The organism is Aeromonas popoffii, assembly GCF_037818705.1.
Taxonomy (GTDB): domain Bacteria; phylum Pseudomonadota; class Gammaproteobacteria; order Enterobacterales; family Aeromonadaceae; genus Aeromonas; species Aeromonas popoffii.
Genome location: NZ_CP149129.1, coordinates 2,059,450 through 2,071,600, shown reverse-complemented (window position 1 = coordinate 2,071,600; position 12,151 = coordinate 2,059,450). Strand labels below are relative to the sequence as shown.

Annotated in this window: 10 protein-coding genes; 7 read left to right on the top strand and 3 right to left on the bottom strand. The window is 59.3% G+C overall.

The window, feature by feature from the left end; all coding sequences use genetic code 11:
* The first annotated feature begins 36 nt into the window (after positions 1–36).
* On the top strand, positions 37–1,092 hold the full coding sequence (locus WJM78_RS09500; protein ID WP_339015327.1) for a PA0069 family radical SAM protein: 1,056 nt from the start codon (positions 37–39) through the stop codon (positions 1,090–1,092).
* A 74-nt stretch (positions 1,093–1,166) separates the two neighbouring features.
* Here the strand turns inward: WJM78_RS09500 and WJM78_RS09495 are convergent, their stop codons facing one another.
* Both WJM78_RS09495 and gyrA read right to left on the bottom strand, forming a co-directional pair.
* Positions 1,167–1,337 (bottom strand): hypothetical protein, encoded by a 171-nt coding sequence (locus WJM78_RS09495; RefSeq protein WP_167335265.1) that lies wholly within the window; start codon positions 1,335–1,337, stop codon positions 1,167–1,169.
* Positions 1,338–1,620: 283 nt separating this feature from the next.
* Positions 1,621–4,416, bottom strand: coding sequence for a DNA topoisomerase (ATP-hydrolyzing) subunit A (gyrA, locus tag WJM78_RS09490; protein WP_339015325.1), 2,796 nt, complete (start codon positions 4,414–4,416; stop codon positions 1,621–1,623).
* A 201-nt stretch (positions 4,417–4,617) separates the two neighbouring features.
* Between gyrA and ubiG the strand changes: the two genes are divergently transcribed.
* The 5 genes from ubiG to yfaE all read left to right on the top strand — a co-directional run bounded on the left by ubiG (position 4,618) and on the right by yfaE (position 10,454).
* Positions 4,618–5,334, top strand: coding sequence for a bifunctional 2-polyprenyl-6-hydroxyphenol methylase/3-demethylubiquinol 3-O-methyltransferase UbiG (gene ubiG / locus WJM78_RS09485; RefSeq protein WP_042034937.1), 717 nt, complete (start codon positions 4,618–4,620; stop codon positions 5,332–5,334).
* Positions 5,334–6,020 (top strand): HAD family hydrolase, encoded by a 687-nt coding sequence (locus WJM78_RS09480; protein WP_287146536.1) that lies wholly within the window; start codon positions 5,334–5,336, stop codon positions 6,018–6,020. Before ubiG ends, WJM78_RS09480 begins: the two co-directional genes overlap by 1 nt.
* Positions 6,021–6,577: 557 nt before the next feature.
* On the top strand, positions 6,578–8,845 hold the full coding sequence (gene nrdA / locus WJM78_RS09475) for a class 1a ribonucleoside-diphosphate reductase subunit alpha (protein ID WP_042034935.1): 2,268 nt from the start codon (positions 6,578–6,580) through the stop codon (positions 8,843–8,845).
* 81 nt (positions 8,846–8,926) lie between these two features.
* The gene (gene nrdB, locus WJM78_RS09470) at positions 8,927–10,060 is read left to right on the top strand and encodes a class Ia ribonucleoside-diphosphate reductase subunit beta (RefSeq protein ID WP_108536887.1); all 1,134 of its coding nucleotides are present in this window, start codon (positions 8,927–8,929) and stop codon (positions 10,058–10,060) included.
* Between the two features lie 73 nt (positions 10,061–10,133).
* The gene (yfaE, locus tag WJM78_RS09465; RefSeq protein WP_275929862.1) at positions 10,134–10,454 is read left to right on the top strand and encodes a class I ribonucleotide reductase maintenance protein YfaE; all 321 of its coding nucleotides are present in this window, start codon (positions 10,134–10,136) and stop codon (positions 10,452–10,454) included.
* Positions 10,455–10,539: 85 nt separating this feature from the next.
* Here yfaE and mltA read toward each other — a convergent pair whose 3' ends face one another.
* Positions 10,540–11,691 (bottom strand): murein transglycosylase A, encoded by a 1,152-nt coding sequence (gene mltA, locus WJM78_RS09460; protein WP_275929863.1) that lies wholly within the window; start codon positions 11,689–11,691, stop codon positions 10,540–10,542.
* A gap of 150 nt (positions 11,692–11,841) precedes the next feature.
* Here mltA and WJM78_RS09455 point away from each other — a divergent pair, with 150 nt between their 5' ends.
* A complete protein-coding gene (locus WJM78_RS09455; protein ID WP_042034931.1) occupies positions 11,842–12,093 on the top strand; it encodes a DUF1289 domain-containing protein in 252 nt (83 codons plus the stop codon).
* The last annotated feature ends 58 nt before the right edge of the window (positions 12,094–12,151 follow it).

Sequence of the window (12,151 nt, the reverse complement as noted above, 5' to 3'; positions counted from 1 at the left end):
GATAACTGTATATATAAACAGTGTTGGCATGATGTGATGGCAGGACGAGGCAGTTTCCACAATGTTGATCACCGCTTCAGCGGCCAGCGGGTCGACACGGTCGATGACGGCTGGGCCCAAACCGAGTGGGAAGCGGCATTTTCCGCCAGTGATCCCCGCACCGAGGTGAAGGAGATAACCGCCCGCAGCATCATCAGCTACAACCGCTCACCGGATGTGCCCTTTGGTCGCTCCATCAACCCCTATCAGGGGTGCGAACATGGCTGCATCTACTGCTATGCCAGACCCAGTCATGCCTACCTGGAGCTCTCCCCCGGCCTCGACTTCGAGACCAGACTGTTTGCCAAGCTCAACGCCGCCGAGCTGTTGCGTCAGGAGTTCGCCAGACCCGGCTACCAGCCGGACACTATCGTGCTGGGGTCCAACACGGATCCTTACCAGCCCATCGAGCATCACTATCGCCTCACCCGCCAATTGCTGGAAGTGATGCTGGCCCATCGCCATCCGGTCGGCATCATCACCAAGAGCGCCATGATATTGCGCGACCTCGATCTGCTGGCCGCGCTGGGCCGGGAGGGGCTCTGCCAGGTGATGGTGTCGGTGACGACATTAAATGAAACCCTGCGGCGACAGCTGGAACCCAGGGCGAGCACAGGCACGGGTCGGCTCAAGGTGATCGAGAAGCTGGCACAGGCCGGGGTACCGGTCGGCGTGCTGGCCGCGCCCATGATCCCGCGCCTCAACGAGCCTGAGCTGGAACAGATCATCAAGGCGGCGGCCGAGGCCGGTGCCCACTGCGCCGATTACATACTGCTGCGATTGCCCCACGAGCTGACCACCCTGTTCAGCGACTGGCTGGATGAGCATTACCCCGGCCAGAAGGAGGCCATCCTGAACCAGTTACGGGCCAGTCGGGATGGCGGACTCAACAGCCCCGCCTTTGGCGCCCGCATGCGCGGTGAAGGCCAGTTTGCCGACTTGCTCGCCCAGCGCTTTCGGCTCATCAGCAAGCGCTTGGGCTTGGGCCAGCGCCATCTTCAACTGCGGCGGGACGGCTTCATTCGCCCGGGCGAACAACTGCGGCTGTTCTGATCGCCCCGACAAGTCAACCGCGCTCACAACGCCCTCTTCGCCGGCCACCACAAACCCTGCCGACGAGCAGGGCCTCACCCCCTTGGCCGAGGCGAGTGCGTGGCCTTGCCCTGCGCGATCAATTCGGCTGGCAGTCGTGATGGCTCATGGGCCACTTCGTCCTCATACTCCTCTGTCAGCGATGCTGGTTGATGTTCGCCCCATACCCGGCTCCACCAGATCTCCCACATTACCCAGCTAGTCATAAGGTGCTCCTGTTTGATGGCTACACATCGCCGTCTGTTAAATGCGACAGGGGTAGCTTGGCCTCATCCCATGACAGGGGGATGACGCAAGCATGATGAATTGGGGACAACGACATTAAGGAGGAGTACGGCAATGCTAGCGGTGCAAGTGATCAGCGACGCGTACAGCAACAGGATCAGGCTGATCCATCAGACCTGTGGGCGCTCGCCATCTGGTGCAAACTGCAGCAACAAAAAGAGCGACCCAAAGGGCCGCTCTTTCGCATGTAAGGCAAACGGGCGATTATTCGTCGCTCGCGGCACCCTCTTCAGTGGACCCTTCAGTGGATCCTGCATCGGCAGAGCCGGCATCTGGCGCGGTATCAGTGCCTTCGGACACCTCACCGTCAACGGCCACGATGTCGTTCTCTTCTTCGTCGCTCTCCGCGATACGCTGCAGGCCAACCACGGTCTCGTCTTCACCGGTACGGATCAGACGCACACCGCCGGTGTTACGGCCAATGACACTCACCTCGGCAACGCGAGTACGGACCAGGGTACCGCCATTGGTGATCAGCATGATCTGGTCGGTATCTTCGACCTGGATCGCATCGATCACCTTGCCGTTACGCTCGTCCACCTTGATGGAGCGAACGCCCTGGGTACCACGGCTCTTGGTCGGGTACTCGGTCAGCGCGGTACGCTTGCCGTAACCGTTCTCGGTGGCGGTCAGGATGGCACCCTCGCCACGGGGGACGATCAGGGAAACCACCTTGTCACCATTGAGCAGGCGGATACCACGTACCCCACCGGCGGTACGACCCATGGGACGCACGCCCTTGAAGGTACCCTTGCTTTCGGTGCCTTCGCCGTTGTCGCTGCCATCGTCGTCGTTACCGGCGTCAATGACACTCTCGTCATCCCCGTCGACCTCATCGCTGACATCGGCATCGGCGGCATCGGCACGGCCGCTACCTTCTGCAAAGCGAACCACCTTGCCCGCATCGGAGAACAACATGATCTCGTTGCTGCCATCTGTGATGTCCACCCCGATCAGCTCATCGCCCTCTTTGAGGTTGATGGCACGGATCCCGGAGGAGAGCGGACGGCTGAACGCAGACAGGCTGGTTTTCTTCACGGTACCGTCAGCGGTGGCGAAGAAGACATACTTGTCGTCAGCGTACTCTTTCACCGGCAAAATGGCGGTGATGCGCTCACCCTCTTCCAGCGGCAGCAAGTTGATGATCGGACGACCACGGGCGCCACGGGACGCCTCCGGCAGCTGATACACCTTGAGCCAGTAGACCTTGCCACGGGTGGAGAAGCACAAAATGGTGTCGTGGGTGTTGGCCACCAGCAGACGTTCCACAAAGTCCTCTTCCTTGATCCGGGTGGCCGACTTGCCACGACCACCGCGGCGCTGGGCCTCGTAGTCGGAGAGCGGCTGATACTTCACATAACCCTGGTGAGACAGGGTCACGACCACGTCTTCCGGGGTGATCAGATCTTCGATGTTGATCTCGGCACTGGAGGCGCTGATCTCGGTGCGGCGCTCGTCGCCATACTGCTCGCGCACGGCCAGCAGTTCATCGCGGATCACTTCCATCAACCGTTCCGGGCTTGCCAGGATGAACAGCAGCTCGGCGATCAGATCCAGCAGAGATTGATACTCTTCCAGGATCTTCCCGTGCTCGAGGCCGGTCAGCTTGTGCAGACGCAGATCCAGGATGGCCTGGGCCTGCTGTTCGGTCAGGAAGTATTGACCTTCCCGGATGCCGAACTCCGGCTCCAGCCACTCCGGACGGGCCGCGTCGTCGCCTGCTTTTTCCAGCATGCCGGCCACGTTGCCGAGATCCCATCCCCGAGCTACAAGCTTGGCTTTGGCGTCGGCAGAGGTGTCGGAGTGACGGATCAGCTCGATGATGGGGTCTATGTTGGCCAGCGCGACCGCCAGACCTTCAAGGATGTGGGCCCGATCCCGCGCCTTGCGCAGTTCGAACACGGTCCGGCGAGTCACCACTTCACGGCGGTGCAGCAGGAACGCATCCAGGATGTCTTTAAGGTTCATCACCTTGGGCTGGTTGTTATCGAGCGCCACCATGTTGATGCCGAACGTGGTCTGCAGCTGGGTGTGCTTGTAGAGATTGTTCAGCACAATCTCGCCAGACTCGCCACGTTTGATCTCGATAACGATGCGCATGCCGTCCTTGTCGGACTCATCGCGCAGGGCACTGATGCCCTCGACTTTCTTCTCTTTGACCAGCTCGGCGATCTTCTCGATCAGCCGCGCCTTGTTCACCTGATAAGGCAGCTCGTGAACCAGGATGGTCTCACGATGGGTCTTGTCGTCCACTTCCACTTCGGCCTTGGCGCGCACATAGACGGAGCCGCGACCGGTGCGGTAAGCCTGCACTATGCCGGCGCGACCATTGATGATGGCGCCAGTGGGGAAATCAGGCCCTGTGATATAGGTCATCAACTCATCGATGGTGAGATCGCTATTTTCGATCAGCGCCAGACAGCCGTTGACTATCTCGGTGAGGTTGTGAGGAGGAATGTTGGTCGCCATGCCCACCGCGATACCGGATGAGCCGTTGACCAGCAGGTTGGGCACCTTGGTGGGCATGACAGCCGGGATCATCTCGGTGCCATCATAGTTGGGCACCCAGTCCACGGTCTCTTTGTCCAGATCGGCCAGCAGCTCGTGGGAGATGCGGGCCATCCGCACTTCGGTGTAACGCATGGCGGCGGCGCTGTCGCCGTCGACCGAACCGAAGTTGCCCTGACCATCGACCAGCATGTAGCGCATGGAGAAATCCTGCGCCAAGCGGACGATGGTGTCATACACGGCAATGTCGCCGTGCGGGTGGTATTTACCGATTACGTCACCGACCACACGGGCCGATTTTTTATAGGGCTTGTTCCAGTCGTTCCCCAACTCGTTCATAGCAAACAGAACGCGGCGGTGAACCGGTTTCAAGCCATCACGCACATCCGGCAGAGCTCGTCCTACGATCACGCTCATGGCGTAATCAAGATAGGAACTCTTGAGCTCTTCTTCGATGTTGATCGGCGTGATCTCTCTGGCCAGATCGCTCATAGAAAGCCTTAATCCCTAATTAGTTGTTCTTTGGCTTAAACAGCGCGTCATGGTAACACACTGAGCCAAATACCTTAAGCCACAAATCCGGATAACAAGTCGGGCTGGTGTGACAAAGTGTGTCCGTTATAATGCCCGCCAGGACAATAGATTGCGCCCAAGTCTTGCTACCTGCGCGCCCTGCCACAGGATCATCAGAAAATGAATAGTGATGCCAATGTCGATCTGACAGAAATCGCCAAATTTGAAGCCATCGCCTCCCGCTGGTGGGACATGGAGGGCGAGTTCAAGCCACTGCATCAAATCAATCCGGTGCGCCTTGACTGGATCACCGACAAGAGCGGCGGCCTGTTTGGCAAGCAGGTCCTCGACATCGGCTGCGGGGGCGGCATCCTCTCCGAGAGCATGGCCCGTCGGGGCGCTCGCGTGATGGGCATCGACATGGGCAAGGAGCCGCTCGGCGTCGCCCGCCTCCACGCCCTCGAGCAGGGCGTGGAGCTCCAATACCAGCAGATGACGGCGGAGGAGCATGCCGGCCAGGCCCCTGGCCAGTATGACGTGGTCACCTGCATGGAGATGCTGGAGCACGTGCCGGATCCGGCTTCAGTGCTGCGCGCCATCGCCACCCTGGTACGCCCCGGCGGACGGGTGTTCATCTCCACCATCAACCGCAACCCGAAAGCCTATCTGATGATGATCCTGGGGGCCGAATACCTGATGAAGATGATCCCCAAGGGCACCCATGATCACAAAAAATTCATCACCCCCGCCGAACTGTGCCGCATGGGTGAAGCGGCGGGTCTGTTGGTGCGGGACATGAGCGGCGTACACTATTCGCCGCTGACCGGCCAGTTCAAACTCGGCAAGAACGTCGACGTCAACTACATGGTGGAATTCATCCGCCCGGAGCAAGGCTGATGGGCGACTCTCACCCGGCGCCGCTGCGCTGCGTGCTGTTTGATCTCGACGGCACCTTGCTCGATACCGCACCTGACTTGGGCGCGGCCGTCAACCATGTGCTGGTGAGCGAAGGCTTTGCCCCGCTCTCTGATGCCATCATTCGCCAGACCACCTCCAACGGGGCGCTCGGGCTACTCAGGGCCGGGCTTGGCGATGAGCTGCTCGAGGAGCTGGGCGCCACTCGCCTGCGCGCCGCGCTGCTCGACTTCTACGCCGCCCACCTGTGTGTCGGTACCCGTCCCTATGAGGGCATGCTGGAGCTCATTGAATGGCTGGACGAACGCGCCCTGCCATGGGGCATAGTCACCAACAAGCCGGGCTTTCTCACCGAGCCACTGCTGGCGGCCTTGCCCGAGCTTGCCAGCTGCGGCGTGACGGTCAGTGCCGATACCCTGCCGGTACGCAAGCCCGACCCCGCGCCCATGTTCTTCGCCTGCGACCAGCTAGGGGTCGAGGCAGCCCACTGCCTCTACGTAGGGGATCATGTGCGCGACATCGAAGCGGGCCGCAACGCCGGTATGCGCACCGCCGTCGCGGGTTGGGGTTATCTGAGCGATGACGAGGATCCCGCCGACTGGGGCGCAGATCTGCACTTTGATACGGTACAGGCCCTGCACCACTGGCTGCGTTACGAGGTAACCTGACCCCATGATCCGCCTGGTCACAGGCATTGATGGATCATAAAGGCAGTTTTGTTGCCAAAAGAGACCTAATTGAGCACCACCCGCTGGGGCATACGGGTACGCAAGGATGCGATGGGAGGTCAGGAGTGATCTCCCATTTTTGCCGTTTGGCAACCGCTAACCGACAGGGACAGGACACCTTTTGACCCAGGCTGCACAAGGGATAACCAGACTGAATTTGCTAGTAAAAACACCCCGTTTTCGCAAGCAAAAAAAGTTATTTAAATTTTCCATGTTCGATCATCAGGCTTGCATTTACCGGATCGGACGCATGAAAACCCACTCACTGTGAGCAGCCACTAACATGGGTCGCAACACCCACAATTTATCCACAGCTAATGCCTTATCCACAGATTGCAAAGCCGGGTAGACCTCACTATCTTGTAGCTCGAACTTAAAATAACACTATATCTTGTGATTCATCGCACAACATGCCCCCGCTCCCGCAGTCGATCACGACCAGGCGGTCAAGGCCGTGCGATGGTTTTTCGGGAATCAACTACAAAGGTCATCAGCCAATGAACTTGTTTGTGACGAAGCGTAACGGCCACAAAGAACCCATCGATCTGGATAAAATTCACCGCGTGCTGGATTGGGCCGCCGAGGGACTCGACAACGTGTCGGTATCCCAGGTGGAACTCAAGTCCCACATCCAGTTCTATGACGGTATCCGTACCGCCGATATCCACGAAACCGTCATCAAGGCCACTGCTGATCTGATCTCCGAGCAAAGCCCGGATTACCAGTACATGGCTGCCCGTCTGGCCATCTTCCACCTGCGCAAGAAAGCCTACGGCCAGTTCGAACCGCCCCATCTCTACCAACACGTCGCCCGTCTGGTAGACATGGGCAAATATGACAAGCACCTGCTGACCGACTACACCCAGGCCGAATTTGAGGCGCTCAACGAGCACCTGGATCACTGGCGTGATATGGACTTCTCCTACGCCGCCGTCAAGCAGCTGGAAGGCAAGTACCTGGTGCAGAACCGCGTCACCGGCGAGATCTACGAGAGCCCGCAGTTCCTCTACATCCTGGTAGCAGCCTGCCTCTTCTCCAAGTACCCGAAAGATACCCGTCTGGACTACATCAAGCGCTTCTACGATGCAGTCTCGACTTTCAAAATTTCCCTGCCGACGCCCATCATGAGCGGCGTGCGGACCCCGACTCGCCAGTTCAGCTCCTGCGTGCTGATCGAGTGTGATGACAGCCTGGATTCCATCAACGCCACCGCCAGCGCCATCGTGCGTTATGTCTCCCAGCGCGCCGGTATCGGCATCAACGCTGGCCGTATCCGTGGTCTGGGTAGCCCCATCCGTGGTGGCGAAGCGTTCCACACCGGTTGCATCCCCTTCTACAAATACTTCCAGACTGCGGTCAAATGCTGCTCCCAGGGCGGCGTGCGCGGCGGGGCGGCCACCCTCTTCTATCCGCTGTGGCACACCGAGGTGGAAAGCCTGCTGGTCCTGAAAAACAATCGTGGCGTGGAAGAGAACCGGGTCCGTCACATGGACTACGGCGTGCAGATCAACAAACTGATGTACCAGCGCCTGATCAAGGGCGGCGACATCACCTTGTTCTCACCATCCGATGCCCCTGGCCTGTACGATGCCTTCTTCGCCGATCAGGACAAGTTCGAGGCGCTCTACGTCAAGTACGAGCAGGACCCGGCCATTCGCAAGAAGACCATCAAGGCGGTCGACCTCTTCTCCCTGATGATGCAGGAGCGTGCCGGTACCGGTCGCATCTACATCCAGAACGTGGATCACTGCAACACCCACAGCCCGTTCGATCCGAGCGTGGCGCCGGTACGCCAGTCTAACCTCTGCCTCGAAATCGCGCTGCCGACCAAGCCGCTCAACAACGTGGATGACGAAGAGGGCGAGATCGCCCTGTGCACCCTCTCCGCGTTCAACCTCGGCGCCATCGAGAAGCTGGAAGATCTGGAAGAGATGGCCGATCTCGCCGTGCGTGCCCTGGATGCCCTGCTCGACTATCAGGATTACCCGCTCAAGGCTGCCCAGAAAGGCAGCATGAACCGTCGTACCCTGGGGATAGGCGTCATCAACTACGCCTACTACCTGGCCAAAAACGGCGCCCGTTACTCCGACGGTTCCGGTCTGGCGCTGACGCACCGCACCTTCGAGGCGATCCAGTTCTACCTGCTGAAAGCCTCCGTGCAGCTGGCCCGCGAGTTCGGCCCCTGCCCGGCGTTCAACGAGACCACTTATGCCCAGGGCATTTTGCCCATCGATACCTATAAAAAGGATCTCGACAACCTGTGCAACGAGCCGCTGCACCTGGATTGGGAAACTTTGCGTGAAGAGATCCGCACTGTGGGTCTGCGCAACTCCACCCTGACCGCCCTGATGCCAAGCGAGACCTCCAGCCAGATCTCCAACGCCACCAACGGCATAGAGCCGCCGCGCGGCCTGGTATCGGTCAAGGCCTCCAAGGACGGTATTCTCAAACAGGTGGTGCCCGAGTATCATCGCCTGAAAGATCAATACGAACTGCTCTGGAAGCAACCGAGCGTCGATGGCTATCTGCAGTTGGTCGGTATCATGCAGAAGTTTGTGGATCAGGCGATCTCCGCCAACACCAACTACGACCCCGCCCGTTTTGAAGGCAACAAGGTGCCGATGAAACAGTTGCTCAAGGATCTGCTGACCGCTTACAAATACGGCCTCAAGACCCTCTACTATCACAACACCCGTGATGGTGCGGATGACGCACAAGCCGATATGCAAGATGACGGTTGTGCCGGTGGGGCTTGTAAAATATAAGCCATTGCAAGATCTGACAACCGGGCGGGAGCGACAAGCTCCCGCTCTCCTGTTTAATCCATTTAATACATTCTGGTAACCATGGCCTATTCAACTTTCTGCCAAACCCAAAACGACCAGCTCAAAGAGCCGATGTTTTTTGGCCAATCGGTCAATGTGGCCCGTTATGATCAACAAAAGCACGAAGTGTTCGAGCGACTGATCGAGAAACAGCTCTCCTTCTTCTGGCGCCCGGAAGAGGTCGATGTCTCCCACGACCGCATCGACTATCAGGCCCTGCCGCCCCACGAGCAGCACATCTTCATCTCCAACCTGAAGTACCAGACCCTGCTGGATTCCATCCAGGGTCGCAGCCCCAACGTGGCGCTGCTGCCACTGGTCTCCATTCCGGAGCTGGAAACCTGGATCGAGACTTGGGCCTTCTCGGAGACTATCCACTCGCGCTCCTACACCCACATCATTCGCAATATCGTCAACACCCCGGCCCAGGTGTTTGACGACATCGTCACCAACGAGCAGATATTGAAGCGCGCTGGCTCCATCAGCTGCTTCTACGACGATCTGATCGAGGCGACCGCACTCTACAACCTGCACGGTGAAGGGACCCATAGCGTCGCCGGACAGATGCGCACCATCACACTGCGCGAGCTGAAGAAGAAGCTCTACCTGTGCCTGATGAGCGTCAATGCGCTGGAGGCGATCCGCTTCTACGTCAGCTTCGCCTGCTCCTTTGCCTTCGCCGAACGCGAACTGATGGAAGGCAACGCCAAGATCATCAAGATGATCGCCCGCGACGAAGCGCTGCACCTGACCGGCACCCAGCACATGTTGAACCTGATGCGCACTGGCCAGGACGACCCCGAGATGGCCGAGATTGCCGCCGAGTGCGAGCAGGCCTGCTTCGAGATCTTCAAGGAAGCCGCCATTCAGGAGAAAGAGTGGGCCGAGTACCTGTTTCAGGACGGTTCCATGATCGGCCTGAACAAGGACATCCTCTGCCAGTACGTGGAGTACATCACCAACCTGCGCATGAGTGCGGTCGGTCTGCAGTCAGCCTTTGCCGGCGCCAAGCAAAACCCGATCCCCTGGATCAACACCTGGCTGTCCTCTGACAACGTGCAGGTCGCCCCGCAGGAAGTGGAAGTGAGTTCCTACCTGGTCGGCCAGATCGACAGCGAAGTACATGCCGACGATCTCGGTGACTTCGAGCTGTGAGTCAGCTACCCGATATGCTGGTCGACCTGATCGACAGCGAAGTACACGCAAATGATCTCGGTGACTTTGAGCTGTGAGTGACGCCACCAACACGCTGGCCACTGCCCCGCAGCCTGCAACACAGCAAGAGGCCACACAGGCGCCGCTGGTGCAGACCCGCGACGGTACCCTGCTCGCCCATCCCGGCGAGAGCGTGTTGGAGACCCTGGAGCGCCACGGCCATCATGTGGAGTTCCAGTGCCGCAGCGGCTATTGCGGCGCCTGCCGCACGCCCTTGCTGGCAGGCTCGGTGCACTATGCCAATGTGCCGTTGGCATTCGTCTCCCCAGGCGAGTGCCTACCCTGCTGCTGCAAACCGGTCGGGGCCATCCGGCTGGACATCAGGAAAGGCTGACGCAGCAAGCACCACACGCGTTGCCAAACAAAAAGCCGCCGGATTTGACTCCGGCGGCTTTTTTATTGCGGCTAACTGGTTTGACTCACAGCCAGGGGGCGGCGGTCGGCCCCTGGTGCAGGCCCAGCTTCCAGACCCGGCCAAAGTGCTTGTAGTGACCGGCGGCCACACCGGCCTCCTCACCCATGCCATGGTAGAGATCCAGGTGCCCCTTCTTCACGGCGCCCCCCACATCCAGCGCGATCAGGAGCCGCAGCTGATGTTTGCCGGTCCAGTTGCCCTCTTTGTCGAGCAAGGGGACTTCAGCTAGGATCGGCGTGCCCATCGGCAGCAGGGTCTTGTCAGCCGCCACGGCCGCCAGCGGCAGCAACGGAATGCCGGCCGCCCCAATCACGTCATTGGTGGGACGACGCTCAAAGAAGACATAAGAAGGATTCTGCTCCACCAGCTCCTTGACGCTCTCCTCCGGTTTGCTGTTGGCCCAATCCTTGATGGCCTTCATGGACATCTTCTCCTTGGGCACCTCACCCCGGTCGATCAACACCCGGCCGATACTCACGTAGCCATGACCATTCTTGCCGCTGTAACCCAGGTATTGCAGCCGATCGTCATCGCCGTAGTGGACAAAACCTGAGCCCTGTACATCCATCAGGAAGTTGTCGATGAGGGATTTGCTGTAACCCAGCTCCAACCCACGGTTGGCCAGGGCCCCCTGATGGATCTCGGCCCGGCTCGGGCAACGGCCACCGCACTTGGGCATGGCATAGATGGGGTACTTGTACTTGGCATCCGGGCGATGACGCACCTCCAGTACCGGCGAGTAATAACCGGTAAACAGCACGTTGCCCATGCGATCGGCGCCACCCATCTGGGCCAGGCTGATGCCGTACTGGGTGATATGGGCCGGGTTGCCGCCATTGGCCACCCAGCGGGAGAGCTGGCTATAAAGCTCGCCATAGCGACGGGTCATCTTGCCGGAACGCTCCAGCACCAGCTGGCTCTGGGGACCAAACTTACTGAAGTCAGCGTGCTGGAGACTGTTGACACCTTCTACCCGCACCAGATCATCCGGCAGGGGGCCGTCCAGATACTGCTTGCCCAGATTGACCGGCACCTCGCAGTTCAGAAAACATCTGGCATCGGGTTTCTTCTTGGGCACCGGTGCTTGCTCAGAGTTGCCCGCACAACCGGCCAGCCCCAGCACTGCGGCGGTCAGCCAGTACGCATGTTTATTCATATGTCCTCATGTAACACCAAGCCTCATGCTTGGCGGGGAAGATGCCAAATTTGCAGGGGGAAAGCAAACGCCATCAGCCCCTTGGCAACAGATTTCTCCTAAGGGGATCTTCTGGGTTATAACAAGGTAACAAGGTGTGAGAGGCCATGGATGGAACAGCTCGAGATCTTCCCGCTGCAGAGCCCCTGCATCGGGGTATGCGAAGTGAACAACAAGGGCTACTGCAAGGGCTGCCTGCGCAACCGGGAGGAGCGTTTCAACTGGCTCACCATGACCCCCACCGAGCAGCAGGAGGTGATGCGCCTGTGCCGTGGTCGCAAGGCCCGGGTGGACGCTGCGCGTCGCAAGGCACAAGAGGCCATCCAGGCCAGTGAGCAAGAGCAGGCCGGCTGGGACTTTTGACTTTTCCCCACTATCCTCCCCCTCTTTTATCCCTTTCTCATCAGCCACAAAAAAGCGG